At 68.3% G+C, this 23,376-nt stretch carries 31 protein-coding genes and 1 pseudogene; 14 read left to right on the top strand and 18 right to left on the bottom strand.

Annotation, left to right across the window (positions count from 1 at the left end; all coding sequences use genetic code 11):
* On the top strand, nt 1-512 hold a 512-nt coding region (locus FV217_RS17405; RefSeq protein WP_147818434.1), incomplete at its 5' end, for an ABC-type transport auxiliary lipoprotein family protein.
* 30 nt (nt 513-542) lie between these two features.
* On the opposite strand, the gene FV217_RS17400 is transcribed toward FV217_RS17405, so the two are convergent.
* The 5 genes from FV217_RS17400 to thiE form a co-directional block, all read right to left on the bottom strand.
* Complete coding sequence (locus FV217_RS17400) at nt 543-767, bottom strand: hypothetical protein (RefSeq protein WP_147818433.1); 225 nt, start codon at nt 765-767, stop codon at nt 543-545.
* 116 nt (nt 768-883) lie between these two features.
* Nucleotides 884-2,137 (bottom strand): acyltransferase, encoded by a 1,254-nt coding sequence (locus tag FV217_RS17395; protein ID WP_147818432.1) that lies wholly within the window; start codon nt 2,135-2,137, stop codon nt 884-886.
* Between the two features lie 228 nt (nt 2,138-2,365).
* Nucleotides 2,366-2,989 carry an XRE family transcriptional regulator gene (locus FV217_RS17390; RefSeq protein ID WP_147818439.1) on the bottom strand — a complete coding sequence of 208 codons (624 nt, stop codon included), beginning with the start codon at nt 2,987-2,989 and terminating at the stop codon, nt 2,366-2,368.
* A 96-nt stretch (nt 2,990-3,085) separates the two neighbouring features.
* Nucleotides 3,086-3,895, bottom strand: coding sequence for a bifunctional hydroxymethylpyrimidine kinase/phosphomethylpyrimidine kinase (gene thiD / locus FV217_RS17385; protein ID WP_147818431.1), 810 nt, complete (start codon nt 3,893-3,895; stop codon nt 3,086-3,088).
* A gap of 124 nt (nt 3,896-4,019) precedes the next feature.
* Nucleotides 4,020-4,700, bottom strand: coding sequence for a thiamine phosphate synthase (gene thiE, locus FV217_RS17380; RefSeq protein ID WP_238232047.1), 681 nt, complete (start codon nt 4,698-4,700; stop codon nt 4,020-4,022).
* Between the two features lie 568 nt (nt 4,701-5,268).
* On the opposite strand from thiE, the gene FV217_RS17375 reads away from it, so the two are divergent.
* Both FV217_RS17375 and FV217_RS17370 read left to right on the top strand, forming a co-directional pair.
* Nucleotides 5,269-6,744, top strand: coding sequence for a hypothetical protein (locus FV217_RS17375; RefSeq protein WP_246682915.1), 1,476 nt, complete (start codon nt 5,269-5,271; stop codon nt 6,742-6,744).
* A gap of 8 nt (nt 6,745-6,752) precedes the next feature.
* Entirely contained in the window at nt 6,753-7,439 is a 687-nt protein-coding gene (locus FV217_RS17370) for a hypothetical protein (RefSeq protein ID WP_147818429.1), read from the top strand.
* A 213-nt stretch (nt 7,440-7,652) separates the two neighbouring features.
* On the opposite strand, the gene FV217_RS17365 is transcribed toward FV217_RS17370, so the two are convergent.
* The gene (locus FV217_RS17365) at nt 7,653-8,117 is read right to left on the bottom strand and encodes a GIY-YIG nuclease family protein (protein WP_147818428.1); all 465 of its coding nucleotides are present in this window, start codon (nt 8,115-8,117) and stop codon (nt 7,653-7,655) included.
* Nucleotides 8,118-8,595: 478 nt separating this feature from the next.
* On the opposite strand from FV217_RS17365, the gene FV217_RS17360 reads away from it, so the two are divergent.
* Complete coding sequence (locus tag FV217_RS17360; protein ID WP_147818427.1) at nt 8,596-9,603, top strand: hypothetical protein; 1,008 nt, start codon at nt 8,596-8,598, stop codon at nt 9,601-9,603.
* 28 nt (nt 9,604-9,631) lie between these two features.
* Here the strand turns inward: FV217_RS17360 and FV217_RS17355 are convergent, their stop codons facing one another.
* From FV217_RS17355 to argC, 3 genes are all read right to left on the bottom strand, one after another.
* Nucleotides 9,632-10,123 (bottom strand): MucR family transcriptional regulator, encoded by a 492-nt coding sequence (locus FV217_RS17355; RefSeq protein ID WP_147818426.1) that lies wholly within the window; start codon nt 10,121-10,123, stop codon nt 9,632-9,634.
* 87 nt (nt 10,124-10,210) lie between these two features.
* Complete coding sequence (locus tag FV217_RS17350) at nt 10,211-10,576, bottom strand: hypothetical protein (RefSeq protein ID WP_147818425.1); 366 nt, start codon at nt 10,574-10,576, stop codon at nt 10,211-10,213.
* A 133-nt stretch (nt 10,577-10,709) separates the two neighbouring features.
* Nucleotides 10,710-11,660 (bottom strand): N-acetyl-gamma-glutamyl-phosphate reductase, encoded by a 951-nt coding sequence (gene argC / locus FV217_RS17345; protein ID WP_147818424.1) that lies wholly within the window; start codon nt 11,658-11,660, stop codon nt 10,710-10,712.
* Nucleotides 11,661-11,821: 161 nt separating this feature from the next.
* Between argC and FV217_RS17340 the strand changes: the two genes are divergently transcribed.
* Both FV217_RS17340 and FV217_RS17335 read left to right on the top strand, forming a co-directional pair.
* Nucleotides 11,822-12,331, top strand: coding sequence for a hypothetical protein (locus FV217_RS17340; protein WP_147818423.1), 510 nt, complete (start codon nt 11,822-11,824; stop codon nt 12,329-12,331).
* 92 nt (nt 12,332-12,423) lie between these two features.
* The gene (locus FV217_RS17335) at nt 12,424-12,984 is read left to right on the top strand and encodes a GDSL-type esterase/lipase family protein (RefSeq protein WP_238232042.1); all 561 of its coding nucleotides are present in this window, start codon (nt 12,424-12,426) and stop codon (nt 12,982-12,984) included.
* Here FV217_RS17335 and FV217_RS17330 read toward each other — a convergent pair.
* Complete coding sequence (locus FV217_RS17330) at nt 12,981-13,232, bottom strand: hypothetical protein (protein ID WP_147818422.1); 252 nt, start codon at nt 13,230-13,232, stop codon at nt 12,981-12,983. The genes FV217_RS17335 and FV217_RS17330 overlap by 4 nt on opposite strands.
* Nucleotides 13,233-13,469: 237 nt before the next feature.
* Between FV217_RS17330 and FV217_RS17325 the strand changes: the two genes are divergently transcribed.
* From FV217_RS17325 to FV217_RS17300, 6 genes are all read left to right on the top strand, one after another.
* Complete coding sequence (locus tag FV217_RS17325; protein WP_147818436.1) at nt 13,470-13,676, top strand: hypothetical protein; 207 nt, start codon at nt 13,470-13,472, stop codon at nt 13,674-13,676.
* A gap of 13 nt (nt 13,677-13,689) precedes the next feature.
* Nucleotides 13,690-13,980 (top strand): hypothetical protein, encoded by a 291-nt coding sequence (locus tag FV217_RS17320; protein WP_147818421.1) that lies wholly within the window; start codon nt 13,690-13,692, stop codon nt 13,978-13,980.
* Nucleotides 13,981-14,054: 74 nt separating this feature from the next.
* Nucleotides 14,055-14,366, top strand: coding sequence for a hypothetical protein (locus tag FV217_RS17315; protein WP_147818420.1), 312 nt, complete (start codon nt 14,055-14,057; stop codon nt 14,364-14,366).
* A gap of 8 nt (nt 14,367-14,374) precedes the next feature.
* A complete protein-coding gene (locus tag FV217_RS17310) occupies nt 14,375-14,863 on the top strand; it encodes a DUF2165 domain-containing protein (RefSeq protein WP_147818419.1) in 489 nt (162 codons plus the stop codon).
* A gap of 71 nt (nt 14,864-14,934) precedes the next feature.
* Nucleotides 14,935-15,228 carry a hypothetical protein gene (locus FV217_RS17305; RefSeq protein ID WP_147818418.1) on the top strand — a complete coding sequence of 98 codons (294 nt, stop codon included), beginning with the start codon at nt 14,935-14,937 and terminating at the stop codon, nt 15,226-15,228.
* Between the two features lie 93 nt (nt 15,229-15,321).
* Nucleotides 15,322-15,621: a transcriptional regulator gene (locus FV217_RS17300; protein ID WP_147818417.1), complete on the top strand. Its 300-nt coding sequence runs from the start codon at nt 15,322-15,324 to the stop codon at nt 15,619-15,621.
* Here the strand turns inward: FV217_RS17300 and FV217_RS17295 are convergent.
* The 4 genes from FV217_RS17295 to FV217_RS17280 all read right to left on the bottom strand — a co-directional run bounded on the left by FV217_RS17295 (nt 15,609) and on the right by FV217_RS17280 (nt 19,409).
* Complete coding sequence (locus tag FV217_RS17295; protein WP_147818416.1) at nt 15,609-16,607, bottom strand: P1 family peptidase; 999 nt, start codon at nt 16,605-16,607, stop codon at nt 15,609-15,611. The two genes, FV217_RS17300 and FV217_RS17295, sit on opposite strands and share 13 nt — an antisense overlap.
* A gap of 126 nt (nt 16,608-16,733) precedes the next feature.
* Nucleotides 16,734-17,621 (bottom strand): EamA family transporter RarD, encoded by an 888-nt coding sequence (gene rarD, locus FV217_RS17290; RefSeq protein WP_147818415.1) that lies wholly within the window; start codon nt 17,619-17,621, stop codon nt 16,734-16,736.
* Between the two features lie 225 nt (nt 17,622-17,846).
* Nucleotides 17,847-18,131 (bottom strand): hypothetical protein, encoded by a 285-nt coding sequence (locus FV217_RS17285; RefSeq protein WP_147818414.1) that lies wholly within the window; start codon nt 18,129-18,131, stop codon nt 17,847-17,849.
* Between the two features lie 258 nt (nt 18,132-18,389).
* Nucleotides 18,390-19,409 (bottom strand): catalase family peroxidase, encoded by a 1,020-nt coding sequence (locus FV217_RS17280; RefSeq protein WP_147818413.1) that lies wholly within the window; start codon nt 19,407-19,409, stop codon nt 18,390-18,392.
* A gap of 270 nt (nt 19,410-19,679) precedes the next feature.
* Here FV217_RS17280 and FV217_RS17275 point away from each other — a divergent pair, with 270 nt between their 5' ends.
* Together FV217_RS17275 and metC are read left to right on the top strand one after the other, a co-directional pair.
* Nucleotides 19,680-19,868, top strand: a complete 189-nt coding sequence (locus tag FV217_RS17275; RefSeq protein WP_147818412.1) for an Rmf/CrpP family protein — start codon at nt 19,680-19,682, stop codon at nt 19,866-19,868.
* 62 nt (nt 19,869-19,930) lie between these two features.
* Nucleotides 19,931-21,115 (top strand): cystathionine beta-lyase, encoded by a 1,185-nt coding sequence (gene metC, locus FV217_RS17270; RefSeq protein ID WP_147818411.1) that lies wholly within the window; start codon nt 19,931-19,933, stop codon nt 21,113-21,115.
* Nucleotides 21,116-21,119: 4 nt separating this feature from the next.
* On the opposite strand, the gene FV217_RS17265 is transcribed toward metC, so the two are convergent.
* The 4 genes and pseudogenes from FV217_RS17265 to FV217_RS22995 all read right to left on the bottom strand — a co-directional run.
* Nucleotides 21,120-21,716: a pyridoxamine 5'-phosphate oxidase family protein gene (locus FV217_RS17265; RefSeq protein WP_147818410.1), complete on the bottom strand. Its 597-nt coding sequence runs from the start codon at nt 21,714-21,716 to the stop codon at nt 21,120-21,122.
* A 140-nt stretch (nt 21,717-21,856) separates the two neighbouring features.
* Nucleotides 21,857-22,216 (bottom strand): lipid-A-disaccharide synthase N-terminal domain-containing protein, encoded by a 360-nt coding sequence (locus tag FV217_RS17260; protein WP_147818435.1) that lies wholly within the window; start codon nt 22,214-22,216, stop codon nt 21,857-21,859.
* A 4-nt stretch (nt 22,217-22,220) separates the two neighbouring features.
* The gene (locus tag FV217_RS17255) at nt 22,221-22,979 is read right to left on the bottom strand and encodes a glycosyltransferase family 2 protein (RefSeq protein ID WP_147818409.1); all 759 of its coding nucleotides are present in this window, start codon (nt 22,977-22,979) and stop codon (nt 22,221-22,223) included.
* Nucleotides 22,976-23,376 (bottom strand): annotated as a pseudogene (locus FV217_RS22995) (glycosyl transferase); the annotation flags it as partial. The pseudogene FV217_RS22995 and the gene FV217_RS17255, both read right to left, overlap by 4 nt.

Genomic DNA, 23,376 nt, shown 5'->3' with positions numbered 1-23,376 from the left:
CCACGCCGCTGACCTTCGACCTCGCGGCCTTGCCGGGCAACGCGCGTCCGGGCGGCGCCACCCGCGCCATCGTCGTCGCCGAACCCATCGGCCTGCAGCCGCTGGAGGCCGACCGCATCCTGGTGCGCGAGCCGAACGGCTCCCTCTCCTTCGTCGGCGGCGGGCAATGGTCCGACCGGCTGCCGCGCCTGATCCAGACGCGCATCATCCAGAGTCTTGAGAATTCCGGCCGCCTGCGGTCGGTCACGCGCCCGGGCGACAAGGTGGTCTCGGACTACCAGCTCGTCAGCGAGATCCGTGAATTCGACATCGCCGCCGGCTCCCGCGAGGCGGTGGTCGACATCTCCGCCAAGATCGTCGCGGAAGGCACCGGCAAGGTGGTCAACGCCCGGGTGTTCTCGGCCCGTGTCCCCGTCCCCGCTGTCGACGCGGCGAGCGCTGCAGCCGGCCTCGACGCGGCGCTGGGTCAGGTACTCGGTGACGTGGTGCGCTGGGTGAATTCGGGGCGGTAGTTTTCCGTCGGGGCTCTCAATCGACGCCTATCACGTAGCCGGCTCGTGCCGGCAGATCATGCAGAGCGCGTCCCAGAGTTCGAAGGCGAGAGCGCCCGCGATGATCCTGGCGCGGGTCAGCGCCTCGTCGTCGTCCGAGGCGTCGATCTCGACCATGGTGGCGCCCTGCCCTTCGCGGTCGAACACGATGGCCCGGTAGCCGGGAATCCAGCGGCGAGGGTCGTCGGACTCGGAGCGGGGAACGTCGCGCGGCATGGATCCCGTCAGGCTCGGGGCAGGAGCGCTACAGCGCGCTCCGCCGAAGTAGCAACGGCATCGGGCACGGCTCCAAAGGAGGCTCCAAGGGGGCTCGCTGCCGCCGCCGGCCCGTTTCAGGGCAGGCGGTTCCGTACGGTACCAAAACGTATCATATCATACAACGAAGGCCGGTCGTCCCGGGTGCGGGCCGGCGGTGCGGATGGCGCCACCCTGCCCTTCAGGATCGCACGGCGCAGCGGGTCCGAATAGTACAGGTGGACGACGGCCGAGAGCGCCAGCGTGGCGAGCGTCGCCGTCGTGGCCGTGAGCCAGGGCCAGTCCGCGGCGCCGGCCCCGCCGAGGATCACCCTGTCGAGCCCGTTGATGGCCGCGTAGACCGGCGTATGCAGCAGGTAGACCTCGAACGAGATCCGGCCGAGCACCACGAAGGGACGCGAGACCAGCGGGCCGCGCCGGATCGCGGCGCCAAGCAGGACGAGGGGTGCCCAGAACAGGACGGTGAGTCCGTTATGGGCAATCGGCTCGGGCAGGAGCGGCAGCAGCAGGCTCAGCAGCGCCATCGCGACGGCCATGGCCGCGACGAGCCAGAATATGGGGATCGTGACCCTCTGCCAGAGCACGTAGAGCAGGAGCCCGGCGATGAATTCCGGCAGGCGCAGCAGGGGAAAGAACTTGACGAACTGCGCGGCGAGGACCGGGCCGGTGCCGGCCGGGTCGATCAGCGAGCCGCCCTCGCCGTAGGCGAGCCAGACCGCCATCGCCGCCGCCGCCGTCCCGCACCAGAGCGCGAGGGTGGCGAGGGTCGCGGCCAGGGGCCGGCGCAGCACGACCGGCAACAGCAGCGGGAACAGGACGTAGAAGAACAGCTCCGTCGAGATCGACCAGGTCGGACAGTTCAGCGAGCAGGCCGCCCCCGGCACCCAGGCATGGAGGCCGAGCGGCGCGAGCACGATCCCCGACAGCAGCAGCTCCCGCAGCGGTTCGGCCGATTTCGCCGCCCAGCTCAGCAAGAAGGGCAGGCTGATCGCGAGGGAGACGAGGTAGACCGGAACGATCCGGGCGATCCGGGCGCGCCAGAACCGGGACAACACCCGGCGGTCGCCGAGATCGACCTGCGCGTAGCTGTGGGCCAGGACGAAGCCGGAGAGCAGGAAGAAGAACGTCACCCCGGAATAGCCCATCAGGATGGCGTCGATCTTCCGGTAGTCGTGAAAGTAGAAGGCGTCGAAGTGGAAGAGCAGCACGTAGGCGGCCGCGACGAAGCGCAAAGCGGTGAGCGCGTGCAGTGGTTCGGCCCGCACGTCCGCGGCCCGCACCGGAGCCTGCGGGCTCCGCCGGCTGCAGCCGAGGGGAAGGGCGTGGTCCATGACCTGTCCTGCTTCGGCACAGATGCCGGGAGAGGACGGGGCCGTCGCAGGAACCGTGCGGAACGACCGCAAGATTCGGCTTCGTTCCGGCCGGACTCGGATTAGGGTTTACGCTGGCCGTATCCCAATGTGCATCGATCTGGGCCGACGATCGGGATCGATGCGTTCGGCGGACGGCCGCCGTCGCGCAGGCAGACGACGATGAGCGACCTTCATCGCCGTCTGGTATTACTCCATCACCGCCGCCTTCATGATCACTACCATGGTGGCGCGGCCGGGCGCGGCCCCGACGCAGCGCACGGCATGCGGGCGGTCGCAGCGGTAGCGCAGGGTCTCGCCGGCCCGCGCCCGCAGTGTCTCACCCGAGACGTCGACCTCGAAGGCGCCCTCGATCACCGAGAGCGATTCCACCGAACCGCGCTGGTGCGGATCGGAATCGAGCACGCCGCCGGAATCGGCGGTGACGTCGTACCATTGCAGCCACTCGACGGTCTTGATCCAGCCGATGATGGCGAGCCGGACCTTGCCGTCCTCGGAGACCAGGATCGGCGTGTCCGCCCGCGAGGTCTTCTCGATGAAGGGCTCCTCGTCGGAGGTGGCCAGCACCCGCTCGATCGAAACGTCGAGGGCCTGGGACAGGCGCCAGATCGTGGCCAGTGTCGGGTTGGTCTCGTTGCGCTCGATCTGGCTGATGATCGACTTCGCCACTCCCGATTGCTCGGCGAGTTCCGAGAGCGAGAGATTATAGGCCTTGCGCAGCCGCTGGATGGTCTTGCCGAGCTGCCCCGACAGCACCTGCGCGCCGAGATCCCTCGCGCGCCCCTTGTCGAGGCTCGTCGCCGTGTCCTGCATGGTCTCCGTCCGCCGCAACTCACCGGTCATCCGCACGAGCATGTCCATCAAAAGCAAACGCTGGGCGGGCGCAACCTGGCGGGAGCGAATCCTGCCCTATCGCCAGAGGGCGTGGAAGTGGTGGACCGGGCCGTGCCCCTGCCCGACCGAGACGCTGTCGGCGCCGCGGATTGCGGCGGTGACGTAGGTCTTGGCGCGGGCCACCGCGTCGGCGAGTTCGAGTTTTCCGGCGAGGCCCGCGGCGACCGCGGCCGAGAGGGTGCAGCCGGTGCCGTGGCTGTTGGTGGAGACGATCCGCGGGGCGGCGAAGCGGCGCAGCGTGCCGTCGGAGACGACGAGGTGGTCGACGCTCTCGTTGCCCTCGGCATGGCCGCCCTTGATCAGCACGGCGCGCGCCCCGACGGCCAGGATCTTCCGCGCCTGGGCGACGGCCTCGTTCTCGGTCGTCGCCGCGCTTTCGCCCAGCAGCGCGGCGGCTTCCGGCAGGTTCGGGGTGATGAGCGTCGCGAGCGGCATCAGCTCGTCGCGCAAGGCCGCCACCGCCTCCTCCGAGATCAGCCGGTCGCCGCTGGTGGCGACCATCACCGGATCGAGCACCACCGGCAGGTCGCCGGCATAGCGGCGCAGGCCCTCGGCCACGGCGCGGATCGTGGCCGGCTGCGAGAGCATGCCGATCTTGATCGCCCTGACGTCGAGATCCGAAAACACCGAGTCGAGCTGCGCGGTGACGAAGTCCGGCGGCACGTCGTGGATGCCCTGCACCCCGCGGGTGTTCTGCGCGGTCAGCGCCGTGATCACGCTGGCGCCGTAGACGCGAAGCGCCGCGAAGGTCTTGAGATCGCCCTGGATGCCGGCGCCCCCGCTCGAATCCGAGCCGGCGATGGTGAGCGCGATCGGGGTGGCCATCGGCATTTCCTCTATAACCAGCGGTCCTGACGGCCGACGCCGTCAGGACCGTCCGCCGCATGAGCGGCGACGCGCATTCGCGCTTGCCAACGTCCGACAGTATCGAAACTTTCGGCCGTTGGTATCAGCTCTTGGTCCCGCGCGCATTGAGCGCCGCATCGATGCGCGCGCGCAAGTCGCGGGCGGATGTCTCGGTGGAGCTCCCCTTGAACAACGCCGAGATCAGCGCCACGCCGTCGGCCCCGGCGGCGATCACCTTGGCCACGTTGCCGGCATCGATCCCGGCGATGGCGCCGAGCGGCAGGCCGGCGCCGCGCGCGAGGCGGGCGCGAAACACGAGGCGCTGCAGCCCGTCGAGCCCGACCGGCGCATCCGGGTTGTCCTTGCTCGTCGTGGCAAAGACGCCGCCGATGCAGGCATAGTCCACCGGCAGCCGGTAGAGCTCGTCGGCCTGCGTCCCGGTCTTCACCGTGAGCCCGACGATGGCCCGCGGCCCGAGCAGCCGCCGCGCCTCCTCCGGATGCAGGTCGCCCTGGCCGAGATGCACGCCCTCGGCGCCGGCCGCGAGCGCCAGGTCGACCCGGTCGTTGACGAGCAGCGGCACCCGGCCCGCGACCGCCGCGTGGATCGCGCGGATGCGCGCCAGCGCGGCGCGCGCATCGTCCAGACGCTTGTCGCGGTATTGCAGCAGCGTGCAGCCGCCGGCCACCGCCTGCGCGGCGAGGTCCGCGAGCCGCGCGCCGTCGCCCCCGAGCACGCCGACGTCGAGGAGGCCGTAGAGGCGCAGGTCGACCGGGCGCGACACGCCCGGACGCGTCCCGATCGGGCCGCCGATCACGCGCGACCCCGCCGAACCCCGGCGGGCCTGACGATTTTCATGAGGTGTTCCGTTCGCTCTTTCAGTCCGCATCCGCCGGGAGCGGCCGCGTGGGACGTGCGTCCCGCCCGTCCCACGCCGTCCCAGGCGGGTTCTGATTACGCGCAGCGGATCGGTTCGTCGATGATCCGATCATATGGCAATCCGCGCGGTCGGCGGCGAGATGCGTGGGCTCGCGTGGCGGCGACATGATGCGAACGCGGACGCAATCGCGTCGAGTGATCGAAATGTGCCCCCTAGCCGACGTTGAGAACTTCTGCTTCTGGGCAGTCTGCTGAGGTCAGCGGTCAAGCAGACGAGGTTGGCCTCTAGCGGTCGTTCGGAATGCTGGGTTCATGACCTGCGCTTGGACCTGAATCCAGCAACCCTGCGCCGCACCAACATCTACAAACCTGCTCGCAGGGCGTCGAAGGAAGTGAGCTGGGTTAGCGCTGGCGCGCTTGGCGCTCACCACTACAAGCCCTGAATGGTCAGCTCGAACGGAAGAACTGTCAGCATGAATGCTGTCAGCCTCGCTGAAGGTGGATTTTGGCCGAACCACAACAAAGCCGAGCATCGCAGATATGCGGGCTCGACTCTGACTGCTACGGTCAAACGATCGGGGGATCGAATGACGTATAAGAAATTGGCGCTCGACGCGCTCACTGTGAACAGTGCCAACGATCGCCACGGCGAACTTGAGAATGAAACAGCAGCCATCGGTTGGTTGTTCACCAATCACGAAAAGGCCATGCGCGCATTGGCGAAGGACCTCGCGGAGACCGGCGAGGTTTACGAGCCGCCATTGGTTTGGCTGAATAGCGACGCATACATCGTCTTCGATGGTAACCGGCGCGTCACCTGCCTCAAGCTCATCGCCCGGCCGAAGCGCGCGCCGAGTGTGGAACTTCAGGCCTTTTTCAAAGGCTTAAAGGAGAGTTGGAGCGGCACCTTCCCTACGAGGCTGGAATGTCAGATCGAGCCCGATCGCGAGCGCATTGACGACATTCTGCTGCGCCGACACACGGGCACGCGCGGCGGCGTCGGGCGAAATCCCTGGACAGACCGGATGACGGCGACATTTGTCGAGCGGTCGGGCAAGGGCGGCGGGGTCAACGTCGCGGACGACATCGAAAAGCGGCTTCAAGCTGCGGGCGCGCTGCCGGCAAGAAAAATACCGTGGTCGACGGCCAATCGGCTCTTGGCCTCCGAAGGCCTGCGCAATCGCGTTGGAATAAGCGTTACGCGCGGTAAGCTACAACTCACCCACAACGAAAGCCTGGTCCTTCCGATCTTCCGGCGTGTGGCGGAGGACCTAGCCACCCGTAAGGTGGTCCTCGGTGATCTCTGGGATAACGAAGGCAAGGTCGCCTATCTCGACCGTCTAGAGGCCGAGGGCGTATTGCCCTTGCCGCCGCTCCCCTCTCCGGGCGCCGGCTCCAGCATCCCACCAAATCCCAATCCCGGTTCAGATCCAAATGTTGTACCACGCCCCGGTCCGGGCGGCCCCACCGCAGCTCCGTTCGCCCCGCAACCGCCGGCTCCGAAGCCGAGCAAGCGCACAACCCTAATTCCTCAAGTCAACCATGCAGTGGTCTGGCAGGCCCACGTCCAGCGTCATCGCCAGATCTGGGAGGAATTGCAGTTCAAGTTGCAGCTGCACGACCACCCCAACGCGATCGCGGTGCTTTTCAGAGTCCTGTTCGAGTTGTCGATCGACAACTATATCACCCGCACCAACCTCACCGCCGTCCATTCGAACGACCTGCTGAAGAATAAGGTCAAAAAGGTCGGCGCCGATCTTGAAGCCAAGAAGAAGATCGACGGGAAGTACGCTAGCCTGATCCGCAAGCTCGACAACGCCGACGGCCTATTCTCGATCGACACGATGAACCGCTATGTACATTCGCCCGAATTTGCGCCTTCGCCCAGTCATTTAACGGCCCTCTGGGACCAAGCATCGCGGCTCATCGTCGTCTGCCTCAACGCCTAGGCGAGCTCATGAACGAAGAGCTCCGGAGCATCCCAGAACGTATCCTCGGTCTAGCGAGAGCGGCCCTCACGCAGGCCAACCAACACGCTGTCTTCATGGACCCCGGAAGCGAGCACTGGCCATTGATGTCGGTGCTCAATACGGCCCACGCCGGAGAGCTGTTCCTCAAAGCCATCATCGCCACAGAGCATCCGCTGCTAATATTCAAGGATATTGTGACCCTAGATGACAAAAACGCAGACGAGCTTGACATCCAGCGGTTGTTGGCACGTGGCCGGACGCACGACTTTGAGAAGCTGCCACAGGTTCTGTGGGCGACCACAGGCCTGAGAATTCCCAATCCTGAGTGCTACGAGCGCCTACGCCAAGCACGCAACGCGATCCAACACTTCTGCCCGCCGGATGTGTGCGACCTCAGCGCACTATCGCTGGAATTTATCTACACAATCCTCGATCCTCTAATCGCCTGCCGATTTGGTATCTACGCCATCGAACATCACGAAGATCACAACTTAAGCTATGACTATGTTGTGTCCTGTTTGCTCCGCCGGGAACTGCGCTTTTCGATCCCCAACGATTTCGCGGTGACCGAGATTGATCTCAATGAGGAGATTGGCGAAGCATCCACTGATTACCGCTCTTGGTTCCGCGGGGCGCTCACGTCCATAGGCAAGGTCGATCTGCTCGAAACATAACATCCGCTTCCGTCAGCCAACCACCGCGCCTTGTTTATCTAGTTGTTTAGGAGCTGCCTGCAACTTTTACGAAACCGCAGACGGCCAGACACCCTGATATAAGCTGACGAACCCGCATCAGCAATTGCGAAGAACCGTCAGACCATATAGAACAACTTGTCTGTCCCCAGGCTATTACCGATTATTTATCTTTTGCGAAGCTCTCGATGAACGTTATGATTCTATTTTTTGGCTTCGGGATTCCTGTTTCCTGAAGCGAGAGAGGCTCAATCTCATTTCGTTCTGGGCCATGACAATTTCTGCCATCCCGTCACCATTGAACCAGTATATGAAATTGACTGAATTACAGTCCGGATTATCGTCACTGAACGCGGCAAAGCCAGAAAGCAGAATTTCACGCGCCGCGTCGTCCTCTTGGAAGTCGAACCATTCGAGCGCATACCAATACTGAGCGAACCCGGTGTGAAGCATGCGCTCGTGGTGCGCCAAGCCCCAAAATGGTTTGAGCCCGATCAGTTTCATGTCTGGAAGCCAGGTTTTAGCTGCTTTAAGCCTAGCTGCAGACTTGCACGTTTTCCCAATCTTGTAGAGACCGTGGTTCTCAATCACGTAGACGAAACCCGGATCAACACGGTGAAGCCGCCAGACTGGCATGATGGAGCCGACTGCCTCGAACATCAATCTTTCCTACGACGTGAAATGCGACGGTCGCTAAACATGCATTTTAGAACAAATAATGAACATCTGTCGAGCAAGCTTTCCCTTAGTCAACAGGCGGACATATCGTGGGACCCCGCAAAGTGGTCGTCTGTCAGAAGCCAAACGAACGTCTGGTTTTTTGATTCTGCTTCCCAGAAGCAGACGGGCGAAAATCAACCCAACTCGGACGGTCGGAGCGGGTACCAAGCGTCAGATTCTTACCACCAGACCGTTGTCATGACGCGCTGTCTCTTTCGACCGGCCGGCACCCACTCGCTCGGAAAGCGCTCCAGACGGCGCGAGCGTGGCGGGTGAACCCCATGAAACGCCGCCCGCCGTTGACGATGGAGGCCGTGCTGCCGCACTAGCAGCGGAACGTTTTGGAGGCCGTCCAAAGCGATTCCAGGACGAGGGCGATTCCGTGCGCTCGCCACCGCGACAGGAGCCCTTCGGCCGCATGACGGGCGCGATCACGAGCGCGGATCCGCGCACGGTTTCCAGCGCGTCCTCGGTCGGGCTCGTCGCGGTCATCATAGCTGCGACCGGCGGGGAGCCGCGGGCGCTCACCGTTCAGGTCGCGGGCCAGGCCGAGGGCCGGGGGACGGGGCTGCCGGCGGGCCCTCTCGTGCCGGAGCACGCCACCCTGGAGCGCGGCCTGCGCGCCTGGGTCGAGCGCCAGACCCAGCAGCGCCTCGGCTATGTCGAGCAGCTCTACACCTTCGGCGATCGCGACCGGAAGGCGGCCGGTCCCGAGGCCGTGCATCTGCTCTCGGTCGCCTATCTCGCCCTGGTGCGGGAAGCCCGGGCGGCGGGCGGCGCGGCGCCCGATGCCGAGCCGAATGCCGCCCCCACCTGGCGCAACTGGTACCGCTTCCTGCCCTGGGAGGATTTTCGCGAGGGGCGGCCGGCCGCGCTCGGCGCGATCGAGCCGCGCCTCGCCGCCTGGATCGCGCAAGCGGCGGACGCCAAGCTGCGGCGGCAGCGCGAGGACCGCGTCGGCCTGAATTTCGGCGGCACCTGGAACGAGGAGCGGGTGCTGGAGCGCTACGAGCTACTGTTCGAGGCCGGCCTGATCCCGGAGGCGCAGGGCCAGGCCGGCACGGCGGCCGCCTCCGGCATCGCCACGACCGGCCAGCCCATGGCGCTGGACCACCGCCGCGTACTCGCCACCGCGATCGGGCGGCTGCGCGGCAAGATCAAGTATCGCCCCGTGGTGTTCGAGCTGATGCCGCCGGCCTTCACGCTGCTGCAGCTGCAGAAGACCGTCGAGGCGCTCTCGGGCACCCGCCTGCACAAGCAGAATTTTCGCCGGCTCGTGGCGCAGCAGGGGCTGGTGGAGGAGACCGACGGCGTCACCAGCGGCGCGGCCGGCCGCCCGGCCCGGCTCGTGCGCTTCCGCCGCGAGGTGCTGCTGGAGCGCCCGGCCCCGGGCGTGCGGCTGACGCCGTCGCGGCGTCCGGCCTGAGACCCGGGACCGGCGGCCCCGGGCGTCCTCACTTCTTCCGCGGCGCGCGGGTCTTCTTGGCCGGGGCCTCCTCGACGGGAGCGGATTCCACCACCGGATCGGGGACCGCCTTGCGGCGCTGCTGGCCGAGGCCGAGGGCGCGGGCCAGTTCCGAGCGCTGCTCGGAATAGCTCGCCGAGGTCATCGGATAATCGGGGTTGAGGCCCCATTTCGCGCGGTACTGCTCCGGGGAGAGCCCGCGCAGGGTCAGGTGCCGGCGCAGGGTCTTGTAGGGTTTCCCGTCCTCGAAGCTGATCAGGTATTCGTGCGAGACCGAGCGCTTCACCTCCTGGCTGGTCGCCTTGGCCGGCGCGGCGTCGGCGGCAGGTACGGCGGCGGAGACGCCGCAGATCGCCACGTGGACGTCGCCCAGGAGCTTGGCGAGGTCGGCGCTCTGTACATGGTTGTTGCTCACATACGCAGAGACGATGTCGGCGGTGAGGGTGACGAGTCTGGCCGTTTCGGCGCTTGGTTCACTCATGTCTGACCTGCCATCGGTGTCGCTTGAAAAGATCGACCGAACGGTATGCCCGGCTTCGGCGAGGGGCAAGATCTCCAAACTGTAAAATCAAGCACTCGAATGAGAAACCTGGCGGCGAATGCTCGCAAAATTCGATTTTGCACAACTGGTACCGGCGGCCGCGCCTAAAAACCAAGTGTCGGCAAGCGATTGGATCGGCGGCGGGGTTATGTTGAACGAACCGTTGATTACAAGCGCGGCAATGCCGCAATCCGTCGAAAAGCTACGGTCTTGCAAGATCTTGAGCAGAATTGGGCTGCCCGGTCGCGTGCATTTGCGCGCGCCGTCCCGCCGGCCGGGCGAGGGGTGAGGCGCACGGCGCGGCAGGCCGGGGCGGCCGGCCGGCGACGGCGGAGGATATCCTGTGGATTCTACGCAGTTCTTGCTGAGACGGCGGATCTCGACGGCCGTCATCTTCGGCCGATCGGTGATGATCCCGACCGATCTCGGGGGCTACACGGCGGCCAGCCGAAACGGCCGGTCCGCCCCCGTCTTTGCGCGGCGATAACGGGGGAAGACTTGTCGTCCCCCCGGGGAAACACTGGCCTCAGGCGAGGCCGAGCATCAGCCCGATGTTCTGCACGGCGGCGCCCGAGGCGCCTTTGCCGAGATTGTCGAGCCGGGCGACGAGCACGGCCTGGGGCTGCTCCCCCGAGCCGAACACGCGCAACTCGAGCCGGTCGCTGTCGTTGAGGGCCTCGGGCTCGATGCGCTCGCGGTGCGCGCCCTCGGCCGCCCCGGTCACCACGTCGACGAGGCCGGCGCCGTCGTAATGCGCGGTCAGCGCCGCCTCGAGATCGGTGGCGGAGGGGCGTCCGGGCAGGGTGTCGAGGTGGAGCGGGATGCTCACCAGCATGCCCTGCCGGAAAGCTCCGACCGAGGGGATGAAGATCGGCCGCCGCGTCAGGCCGCTATAGACCTGCGTCTCCGGCAGATGCTTGTGACCGAGCCCGAGCCCGTAGAGCAGGAACGGCTCCCCCTCCCCGCGCTCGTAGCTCTCGATCATCGTGCGCCCGCCGCCGCTATAGCCGCTGACCGCGTTGATGCTGACGGGATGGTCGGCCGGGATCAGCCCGGCCGCGATCAGCGGCCGCAGCAGGGCGATGGCCCCGGTCGGGTAGCAGCCGGGGTTGGCCACGCGGCGCGCGGCGCGGATCGCATCCCCCTGCGCCCGGTCCATCTCCGGAAAGCCGTAGGCCCAGCCGGGCGCGACCCGGTGCGCGGTGCTGGCGTCGAGGATTTTGGGGCCGCCGCCGGGCAGGGCGTCGGCCATGGCGACGGTGTCGCGCGCGGCGTCGTCCGGCAGGCACAGCACGACGCAGTCGACATCGGCCAGCAGGGCGCGCTTCACCGCCGGATCCTTGCGGCTCTCGTGCGGGATGCTGACGAGGTCGACCCGGCCCTCGCGCTCCAGGCGCTCGCGGATGCCGAGCCCGGTGGTGCCGGCCTCGCCGTCGATGAAGACCTTTGGCATCGTGGAAGCGCTCGTCTCGGACATCGTCACCCTCGGCGAGCACGTGGAATCCCGGCCGCTGCGAGTCAATGACGCAGCGGGCATGACGGGACCGTGACGCGTCGGCTGTGGACGTGGCGACTTGCCCCGGAACGCCCCCGCGGCCCTTCGGTTGACCCTCCGAAAAAAGCGTTCGGAGACACCCGATGGCAGCCACCGCGAAGAAGACCGACCCGAAGCTCTGGGACAAAGTGAAGGACGAGGTCACCGCCTCCGACAAGGGCGGCAAGCCCGGCCAGTGGTCGGCCCGCAAGGCCCAGATGGCGACGGCCGAATACAAGAAGAAGGGCGGCGGCTACGCCGGCGCCAAGGCGAAGGACAACCACCTCAAGCAATGGACCGAGGAGAAGTGGGACACGAAGTCGGGCCGCGAGAGCGGCGAGACCGGCGAGCGCTACCTGCCCGAGGCGGCGCGCGAAAAACTCTCCGATGACGAATATGCCCGCTCCACCGCCAAGAAGCGGGCGGACGGCGCCAAGGGTAAGCAGCACTCGGCCCAGCCAAAGGACGTCGCCCGCAAGGCGGCCTCGGCCCGCCGTTCGGCCCGTGGCGACGGCCCGACCAAGGCGGAGCTCCTGAAGCGCGCCAAGGCGAAGGACATCAAGGGCCGCTCCAGCATGAGCAAGGGCGAGCTGGAGCGGGCGCTCGGGGCGTGACGTCGGAGGTTTCGATCGGGCGTGGCGCGGCGTAACAGGGCGTCGGACGAAGGGCGGGGCGTGATCCCGCCTGCGACGATTGGGGCGAACCTTTGAACCGAGCGCGTACGACGCTGAAGGCTCTTCTCTCGGCCCTGGCGCTGACGGGCGCGGCTGGATCGGCGCAGGCCGCGGCCCTCACCGTCGTCGCGGTCGGGGCGAGCAACACCTCCGGCTGGGGCGTCGGCGAGGCCGCGGCCTATCCGGCCCGGCTCGAGGCCCTGCTGCGGGAGCGTGGGCTCGACGTGCAGGTGGTCAATGCCGGCCGGCCCTTCGACACGACGTCGGGGATGCTCGGCCGGCTAGACGCCGCCGTGCCGGAGGGAACGCAGCTCGTGGTGCTCCAACCCGGGGCCAACGACCTCAGGTTCTTCGGAACGCGGGAGCGACGGTCCGCCAACATCGAGGCGATGCTGGCGCGGCTCGCGGAGCGCGGCATCCGGGCGATCGTCTACGACCCGGCCTTTCCCCGCGAGAGCTACCAGTGGGACGGCATCCACATCACGCGGGAGGGCCATGCCCGCATCGCGGAGGATCTGGCGCCGCAGGTGTTGGAAGCCCTCAAGCCGCCGGCGAAGGCTGGCAGAAGGCTAGGTCCTTCCGCCCGCCCTTAGGCCGCCTCGGAGACATCCTCGTTGGCGCAGGCGTCGACGCGGACCGCGCCGTCGGCGGTCAGCGAGCAGATGAACTCCGTGCCGTCCTCCAGTGCGAAAGCATGGAAGAAGTGTTTTTCGAGTTCTTCGAGGCCTTCGCCGGGAAGATCCGCAATTTCGTCGCGCGCGCGCTCTTCCAGGGTCGGAAGATCACCATGGTCTGCGGCCACGCTCTGCGCAGAGCGGGTAAAGACGACGTCGAACGACATTGTTGCCTCCTTGCATCAACCAAGGCGTGAGCCCGCGAAGACATCCCCGAGTTGAGGCGATTTTGGGGCGGGTGTGTCGCGCGCACCTCGAGCGGCTGGTTCGAGCCGGCCCGGCGCCCCCCTGCCCCGCGCTGCTATGACCGCTCGCCGCGGCGGAGCCTTTTGCCGTCCGCGACGGTTCGTTTGCCGGACATGCTGCCGCCGGGGTCGCATTGCCATCGCGGATTCGAGACCATGATGAACACGATCCTCGTCGTCGCCCTCGTCTGCGCGAACACGGTGGCGGCGCCCGATTGCAACCGGGAGACGGCCCTCGACATCGTCACCGCCCAGGCCCATTCCCTTCAGGAATGCCTGATCCAGGGGCCGACCGTCGCGGCGGGTTCGGGCCGGGCCGCCGACGCGAACACCTACGTGAAGACCCGGTGCGAGCAGCGCCACTGATGCGGAGCCTCCCATGAGCGACAACGACGCCGTCAGCCCCGAGCGGGCGGTGATGATCCGCCTGCGCGCCCGCCTCGCCGTGGTCGAGCGCGCGGCCTGGTTCGGGTTCCAGCACGCCATGCGCACGCAGCCGGCCGAGACCGAGGCCTACATCGCCTCCGAGCGGGCACGCTGCGCGGAGGGCTTCGCCGGCCCGAACTGGTCGAAGGACCTCACGCCGGCCGAACGCGCCATGCTCGGCGCCGAGGTCGATTCCGGCCTGGCGCAGCTCGTCGCGGACGCGAAGGAGGACGGCACGGCCTGATGCCCGACATTGGGCGTGGCCTCCGGGCGGAGACCCGCTAATCTCCTGCGCGATCGGCAGCGTGGGAGATCGCCATGGCGAAGGCAACCGACGACGACACGCAGGCACCGCGCCTGCTCAGCCCCGACAAGCTCGTGGCGGCGGAAGGCGGGGCGAACGCGCCGGTGCTGTTCTTCGACGTGGCCCCCGTCTTCGGCATGCGCGGCGGGGTGTTTTCCCTGGTCCTCGAAACCTTCGTCCAGGACATTTCCGAGAGCGATGCCGGCGACAGCCGCCGCCTCGTCGTGGCCCATCTGCGCACCACCGCCGAGGGCATCCGCTCCCTCAAGGAGGCGATCGAGAAGATCGAACTGATGGCGGCGCCGTCCCAGGGCGGCACGAACTGACGCCGGCCGTGCTGCGGATCTCGAAGACCCTGCTCGTAGCCGCGATCGCGCTGACTTGCTCGCTCGTCGCCTATGGCAACCTCATCGATCCGGCGGGCAATCTCGACTTCGTGCGGCACGTGCTGTCGATGGACACGGTCGAGCCGGGCTCGGCGATCCGCGGCCGGGCGATCACCGATCCGGGCCTGCAGCAGGCCGCCTTCGTGCTGATCGTCGCGGGCGAGACCTGCATCGCCGGGCTCTGCTGGATCGGCGCGGCGCGGATGCTTTTCGCTCTCCGTGGCCCCGCCCCGCATTTCGCCGCGGCGAAAGCCTGGGCCGTCGTCGGGCTCACCCTCGGGTTTCTGCTGTTTCAGACCGGCTTCATGGGCATCGGCGGCGAGTGGTTCGGCATGTGGATGTCGAAGACCTGGAACGGCCAGGAGGACGCGTTCCGGTTCGTGCTGATCCTGCTCGGTGTGCTGATCTACGTGGCACTGCCTGAGGGGGAGGCGTGAACGCGGCTTCTTGCTAATCGGCCAAAAGGGTAAGCCAGTGACATATCTGCGTCGTTGGCTTATGGAGCGGTATGCTCCCGGCTCTCCACACCGTCGCCGAGACATCGGACTTCATCAGGGATGCCGATGCCGAGCGAATGCCAGGCACGACACGCACCATGCTGAAGCTCAGGCTGGCGGCCGATCCGGAGGCAGGCGAACTCATCGTGGGCTCGGGCGGCATCCGCAAGCTTCGCGTCGCCGGCAAGGGGAAGGGGAAGAGCGGCGGCTACCGCGTCCTGACCGCCTATGTCGGCATCGAAGCGCCGGTCTATCTGCTCGCGGTCCTGAGCAAGGGTGATCGGCAGACGTTCACCGACACCTAAGTCGGGCAGTTGGCCAAGCTCACAGCGTCGATCAAGGCCCATTGGCGCACCAGACGAACCCGAGCGTCATCGTAGTCGGGGAGAACACGAATCGTGGCGAGAGACATTTTCGAGCGGACGCTGTCCGCACTGCAGGAGGCCGACGCTCATGCCGGAGGTGAAACGCCGCCCGGCATGATCGTCCACGTGCCGGACGCCGTGGACGTGGCGGCGATCCGCAAGCGGACCGGCAAGGCCCAGCCCGCCTTTGCGGCCAGCATCGGCGTGCCGGTGGCGACCCTGCGCCAGTGGGAGCACCAGCGCCGACAGCCGCAGGGACCGGCCCGCGTCCTCCTGGCTCTGCTGGACAAGAATCCCCGCCTCGTCGAGGACATCCTCGGTCAGCCGGGCTGATCACCGAAGTGATCCCGCCACGCCGGCAGAGCGAGACACGGCAGGCGCGTCGCCGAAAACACGCCGATCGCCACGGCGCGGGCCAGAGTGTCCGCCGCCGCTGCGCCGATGCGGGCGAGGTCGCCGACGGGATCGGCGAGGGGCAGACGGCCGGTGGACACCGCAAACACCACGTCGCCGTCGAGCGGCGTGTGGACCGGGTGGATGGCGCGCGCCAGGCCGTCCTGCGCCGTCACCGCGAGGCGCTTGGCCTGAGCCTTGGTCAGCGCCGCGTCGGTGGCGATCACGGCGAGGGTGGTGTTGGTGCCGGGCAGCGCCTCGCGCGGCCAGGAGAAGGCGTCGGCCGGCACCGGTGACGGGAAGCCGAGGCCGCCGAACTCGGCGCCGCGCTCGAACGGGGCCGCCCAGAACTGCCGCCCCTGCCCCACCGTGACCCGGCCGAAGGCGTTGACCGCGGCCAGGGCGCCGACGCGGAACGGCCGGTCCGGCACCTGCGCCGAGGCGCTGCCGATACCGCCCTTGAGGTTCGCCGTACGCGCGCCGAGCCCGGCCCCGACCGAGCCCATCGCAAAATCTTCCGCCGCGGCGAGGGCGGCCGCGTAGCCGAGGTCGCGATAGGGCGGGAACCGGCCCCAATCCTTGTCGCCGCCGTTCAGGAGATCGAACAGGATTGCGCCCGGCACGATCGGCACGCGCATGCCGCCGACGCAGAAGCCCCTGCCCGTCTCGGCGAGCCGCGCGACGATGCCGGCGGCGGCATCCAGCCCGAAGGCGGAACCGCCCGACAGGCTGAGGGCGTCGATCGCCGCGACCGTGGCCGAGGGGTCGAGCAGGTCGGTCTCCCGCGTGCCCGGGCCGCCGCCGCGCACGTCCACGGACGCCACCACGGGCCGGTCGAACAGGATCGCGGTGACGCCGCTGCCGAGGCGTTCGTCGCCGGCATGGCCGACGCGGATGCCCGCGATGTCGGTGAGGCTGTTGCGCATGGCGGCTCCCCGGCTTGGCTCGTCGCATTCTCGACCGACGACCGACAACGACGAATCTTTCAGCGACAGGTCGTTGGCAAGCGCGACTGCGCGCCGCCGCCCATGCAGCGGACGATCTTCGAGGCTTCAGCCTCGAAGATCACTCGATCGAGAAGCTCGCACGGCAGCGCGATTCCGGCGAGCGGTTCGCAGGGAGTCGCCCGCATAGAGCAGCAGCGCCAGCCAGATCAGCGCGAACAGCACGATCCGGTCCGGCGGCAGGGTCTCGCCGTAGAACACGATGCCGAGCAGCATCAGGCAGGAGGGGGCGAGGTATTGCATCAGCCCCAAGGTCGCGAGGCTGAGGCGCTGGGCGGCGGCAGCGAACCAGATCAGCGGCAGGGCGGTGGTGATGCCGGTGAGGAGCAGCAGGCCGAACTGGCGGCCGTCGGCGGGGACGGCATCGGGCGCGAGCAGGACGTAGGGCAACGCCGCCGGCAGCAGCAAAAACGTTTCGGCGAAGAAGCCGATCATCGCGTCGACGCCGACGATCTTCCGGAAGAGCCCGTAGAGCGCGAAGCTGACCGCGAGGCCGAGGGAGAGCAGCGGCAGCCGCCCGGCCATCAGCAGCGCGAGGACGACGCCGAGCAGCGCGATCGCGACGGAGACCATCTGCACCGGCCTCAGCCGCTCGCCGAGCACCAGGGCGCCGAGGCCGACGCTGACCAGCGGGTTGATGAAGTAGCCGAGGCTCGCGTCGAGCATGTGCCCGGAGCCGACGGCCACAAGATACAGCATCCAGTTGAAGGCGATGGCCAGCGCCGAGGCGACGAGCAGCGCGTGGCGCGGCCGCAGCGGAAACGGGTTCGCCAGCCGCCTGCGCAGCACGACCAGCAGGATCGTGACGAACACGGCCGACCAGACGATGCGGTGCGCCAGGATCGCCTCGGCCGAGACGCCGTCGAGCAGCCGGAAATGCACCGGCACCACGAGGCCCCAGCTCAGATAGGCGAGCAGCGCGTAGATCAGGCCCACGGGAGCGGCTTCCGGCGACAGTCCGGTTCGGACGGCCGGGTTCTACCCTGTCGCGCGCGTCGCGGCAGCCGGCCTGCGCAGGTCAGTCATACCGACGGCCGTTGACGTCGGCTCTCCCGCGCTCGGCCGTTGGCAAGCGCGAACGCGCGCCGCCGCGCGTGCGGCGGACGCGTCGATCGCGACCGGCGGTCGGGATCGGCGCACATCGGAATGCGCGAAAAAACCTCAGCGCTTGCGGGTGGGGGCCGGGGGCATCTCGCCGCGCATCAGGGCGTTGAGGCGTTCGGTGTCGAACCCGCCCATCGCGCGGGCGGGCTTCGCCGCGGGCGCCTCGGCGGTCTGGACGACGGTGCCGGTGGTCTCGGGCTCCGTCGCCGGGGCCTTGGCGACGGTCGTCGCGGGGGGCGCCCGGAACGTCGTGTGCGCCAGCCTGTCGGCGGCCACGAAGCCGGTCACGAGGGTGCTGAGGCCGACGGTGCCGGCGAGGACCAGGGAACGCAGGATACGCAACGCACCACACTCGACGATGACGGGGCCGGACGGGGAACGGAACCGCGGCTGCCGGAGCCCGCGGACGGCATGCGCCGCCCGGTCTCGTGCAACCTGTAACGAGGATAGGAGGGCCCCGTTAACGAAACGAAGGGCCGGGCCGCGGTCCGAACAGGTCGTCGGGCGATATGGTTAGCACTTCATGACGTCCCCTCCCCGGACGCCGTCCAGGCGTTCCGGGCGTCCGGGGAGGCGTCGCCGGATCCGACGCCGGCCGCCTCACTGCGAGCGCCGCCCGAACGACACCGCGTAGGCCTGCACGCGGGCGTCGATCAGCGGATCGTCCGAGACCTCGACGCCGTCCACGAGGGCGTTCGGCAGGAACAGGAGCGCCTTCTCGGCCTCCAGGCTGTCGGCGACGGGCTTGGTCAGGGTCAGCGTGCCGAGGACGACGCTCCTGCGCGCCTCCGGCCAGGGCTTGGTGGCGTCGTCGGTCGGGTCGCCGGATTCCGCCAGCTGCGCCTCGACGCGATAGGCCGCGGGCGCCGTGCCGAGGCGGGTGCGGATCTCGTCCATGAGGAAGGTCGGCGACTGCCTGGCGGCCGCGTCCGGCGCCATCAGGTCCTCGCCCTCCACCGGGACGAAGCGCCAGCGAAACGCCTGACGCCTGCCGGCGGCATCCACCAGCACGAAGGCGTTGATGCCGTTGAAGGTCTGGCGCGCGAGACTCGTCGGCGTCTTCGCGGTGGCGCCGGCCTTGCCGGCCGCCGGGTGGCTGGCGACGAAGCGCTCCAGCGGCGTCGGCTTGGCCGCATCCGGACCGCTCTTCGCGATGGCGGTCAGCAGGTCGCGAAACTCTTCCCCCGTGGCCACGGGGAAGAATTTCAGGGCGTTGACCACGACGTCCATGTCGCCGTCGGGCAGCTTGAAGCGCAGGGCGAGGCCGTGCGGGGTGGCGTCGGGCGAGCCGTCGGGAATCGTCGGCACGCCGGTGGCATCCGAGAAGCGGGCGGTCACCGGCACGGCCGGTCCCTTGAACAGGGAGGCCTTGCTCAAGGCGGCGGCCTCGGGGCTCGGGGTGAAGCTGCCCTCGACCACGATGCCCTTGGCATGGTTGGCGCGCAGGCCCGGATGCTTGCCGAACAGCGTGTTCATCACGTCGACGGTCTGTTCGGCGGTCGAGGCCTCTTCGGCGCGGACGGGTGCGGCGGCGATCAGGCCGAGGGTGAGCAGGGACAGCGCGAACAGGCTGCGACGGGGCAGGGAACAGGGCAAGGAAAGGGGCAAGGAACGCGGCATGCGGAGGTCTCCGAATCTGGCGTCGGCGTTGCCCGACGGCTTGCATACCAACGGTCGTTGGCAAGCGCGAATGCGCGTCGCCGCGCGTGCGGCGGGCTGTCCTGAAGGCGTCAGCCGTAAGGGCCACTGGTATGAAGGCCGTGGTTGCGGCCGCTGTACGAAGGGTGCAGAGGCCCCGCGACGACGCAGGCAGGAAACGGGCCGGGCGCAGGCTCGTTGAGGATGGACGTCGCCGGCAGCGGGCCGGGCACGCCATCCGAGGGAAACCCCATGACCGAACAGGCCACCGCGAGCGACAGCCCGTTCATCCAGGGCCGCAACGCGCGCGTCTACGGCAAGAGCGCCGCCGACTGTCCCTACCCCGAGGGATCGCAGGAGCGGCAGGCCTGGCTCCAGGCCTTCGCGGAGGCGGCGGTCGACGACCGGGGCACGGATCTGCCCGAGGGCCGGACCGCTTGACGGCGCGGGTGCGGGTGGGCTGAAAGGCCCCCGGCTCCGAAAAACCCCGCTCCGCAAGGCACATGTCGAAAACACCACCGCGCGATCTCGGCCGCTTCGGCGCCGACACCCGTCTCGTGCTCGCCGGCCGCGATCCCGGCGCGCAGCACGGCTTCGTCAACACGCCGATCTATCGCGGCTCGACGGTGCTCTATCCGACCTACGACGACATCAAGCACCGGCGCGGGCGCTACAATTACGGCACCTCCGGCACGCCGACGATGGACGCGCTGTCCGAGGCCTGGACCGAGATCGCGGGGGCGGCCGGCACCGTCCTGACGCCGTCGGGGCTCTCGGCGCTGACCATCGCCCTGATGGCCGTGGTCAGCGCGGGCGACCACCTCCTCGTCACCGATTCCGCCTACCGCCCGACCCGGATCTTTTGCGATGGGGTCCTGAGCCGCTACGGCGTCGAGGTCGAATACTACGACCCGCTGGTGGGCGCCGGCATCGCCGAACTGATGCGCGACAACACCAAGGCCGTGCTCGTCGAGGCGCCGGGCTCGCAGACCTTCGAGATGCAGGACGTGCCGGCGATCAGCGACGCCATGCATGCCCGCGGCGGCGCGGTGATCATGGACAACACCTGGGCGACGCCGCTGCTGTTTCCGCCGCACGAGCGCGGCGTCGACATCGCGGTGGAGGCCGGCACCAAGTACCTCTCCGGCGGCTCGGACCTGCTGATCGGCCTCGTCTCGGCGACCGAGCGCTGGTACCCGGCGATCAAGCGCACCTACGAGCACTTCGCCCCCTGTGCCGGCCCCGAAGACATCTTTTTGGGACTCAGAGGCCTGCGGACCATGGGCCTTCGCTTGCGCGAGCACGGCATCCGCGGCCTCGCCATGGCCGAATGGCTCAAGGCCCGGCCTGAGGTCGCTCGGGTGCTGCACCCTGCCCTGCCCGACGATCCCGGCCACGCCATCTGGAGGCGCGACTTCCTCGGGGCGTCGGGCCTGTTCGGCGTGATCCTGAACCCGGTCTCCGAGGACGGTCTCGCAGCGCTGCTCGACGGGCTCGAACTGTTCGGGATGGGCTTTTCCTGGGGCGGCTTCGAGAGCCTCGTCATCCCCTTCGACCCGACCCTCTACCGCACCGCCACCCGCTGGCAAGCGGAAGGCCCGGCCCTGCGCTTCCATATCGGGCTGGAGGACATGGAAGACCTGAAGGCGGATCTCGCGGCGGGGTTCGAACGGATGGCAGCGGCCTGAACGGTCACGGCGCCAGCCAGGTCTCCACCCAGCCCGCATCGCTGCGCAGCCAGAGGGCGCGGCGGTGGCCGCGGCGGTCGAGGTAGAGGAATTCCAGGCGCTCGGCCCGAATCACGACCACGCCGAAGTTGTCGCGGCCGGCGAGGATCGCCTCGTCCGCCCCCGGCAGCGTGTAGCCGCCGCCGTTGAGCAGCGCGGTGCCGGGCCCCGGAACGATGCCGTAGACCGCGCGGCTCATCGGCTGGGCCTCGGTCCAGATCGATTCCGCGAACCAGTCGTCGGTGTGGAGTTCGGCCGTGCCGTCGACGCGGATCTGGATCTTCGCGTCCCGATCGTAGGCCTGGAGCGCGGCGCTGCCCGTGGCGGCGATCTCGACGGCCTTCTCGGAGCGCCGGTCGCAGTGGATGCGCAGCGTGCCGGCAGCACGGTCGGCGTCGCGCAGAACCACCGTCCGCACCTGCGGCCGCCCGTGCAGGTCGACCGTCGCCAGCGCCGGCGTGTGGAAGCCGCTATTCCGGTCGGCCACGCCCTGTTCCAGACGCCGCCAGAGCTCGTCGTGGCAGGCGACGAGATCATCGTAGAATGGGGGCAGTTCCGCCATCTGGGCCCTTTGTCTTAGCCCCCTGCTGACGAACCAGAAATTAACTCCTGATGAACAGGGCAGCCCGCTGAGTTGCGTCGCCCTCCTCGAAACCCGGAAGCTGAGCCCAGGTCAACAATTTGAAGTTGAAATCTTTGCTATCAACGGGTCTTCGTCGACGCCGCCTCGGCCTCGCGCCCCAGCCGCCGGCGCCGCTCGCGGAAGATCAGTGCGAGGTTGCGCACGTAGATGCCCGTCGAGAGCCCCTGCCCGATGATGATCACCGGCTCCTTGCGCACGAAGCCGTAGACCAGGGTCATCAGGCCGCCGACGATGGAGAGGAACCAGAACGACAGCGGCATCACGCTGCGGCCCTCCCGCTCGCTGGCGATCCATTGGAGGATGAAGCGCGAGCCGAACACCAGCTGCGCCAGGATGCCGAAGACCAACCAGAAATCGAAGCGGGTGACGAAGACGTCGTAAAAATAGGCCGGCAGGTCCTCGGCGAGCTGGATCAGCATGGCGTCATCCGATTTCATCCGAGGTGTCGGTCTCGCTCGCCCGCGGCGCGGGCCGGCGGCGCCGGATCAGCCACCAGACCCCGGCGAGGTCGAGGAGCCCGACCCAGAGTCGGTCGAACATCCCGTAATTCGAGGTGCCCGTGAAGCGCGGCCGGTCGACCACGTCGCGATGGACCACCGAAAATCCCTCGCGCGTCACCAGCGCCGGCATGAAGCGGTGCAGCGCGTCGAAATAGGGCAGCGCCAGATAGACCTCGCGGCGGAACACCTTGAGGCCGCAGCCGGTGTCGCGGGTGGCGTCCTTCAGGACGCGGCCGCGCACGCCGTTGGCGATGCGGGACTGGAACCGCTTCCAGCCGCCCTTGCGGCTGGTGCGCTGGCCCTGCGCGAGGCCCACGCCCGGACCGCCCTGGTCGAGGGCGGCGTAGAGGGCGGGGATGAAGGCCGGATCGTTCTGGCCGTCGCCGTCGAGCGTCGCGATCACGGAGGCGCGGGCATGCAGCACGCCGCTGCGCACGGCGCCGCTCTGGCCGCCGCTGCTGTCGTGCCGGACGATCCTGAGCCAGGGCGTGCGGGCCTTCAGGGCCTTGAGCGTGGCCAGGGTCGCATCGGTGGAGCCGTCGTCGACGTAGATCACCTCGAAGGGCGCAAGCCCGGCGCAGGCCCGGCCGATCTCGGCGACCAGCGCCTCGATGTTGCCGGCCTCGTTCTTGACCGGCACGACCACGCTCAGGCGCGGGGTGGCTAGGGGATCCGCGTTCATGGCGCAGGCGCTCCGGCAAGCCCGGTGGCGTAGGCCGAGAGCTCGGTCCGCCGGCCGGTGTTGATGTTGAAGCCCGCGACCGTGCCGACACGCGCGGCCTCGAGCCCGGCGGCGGCGCTCGCGAAGTCCTGCGCGTGGCGGCCCTCGACGAAGACGAGGCGGCAGCCGCCGGCCCGCAGGAAGGCGACGGCCTCCGCGCCGGTATTCGGCGTGGCGAGGTCGGTGCCGATGAGGAAGACGAGGCTCGGTTCGCGGTAGCCGAGGCTCGCGGTCTGCACCGTCTTGCAGGGCAGGGCATCGCGGATCGCAGCGAGGCGCGGCGAGATCTTGAGGGCCGGCACCTCCGGCTGGGCCAAGCCGAACGCGCCCACCGAGAGCAGCGCCCCCGCCCCCACTC

This window comes from Methylobacterium sp. WL9 (genome assembly GCF_008040035.1).
Classification (GTDB): Bacteria; Pseudomonadota; Alphaproteobacteria; order Rhizobiales; family Beijerinckiaceae; genus Methylobacterium; species Methylobacterium thuringiense.
Note: the sequence above shows the minus strand (reverse complement) of the source record. Positions and strands in the feature narration are given on the sequence as shown.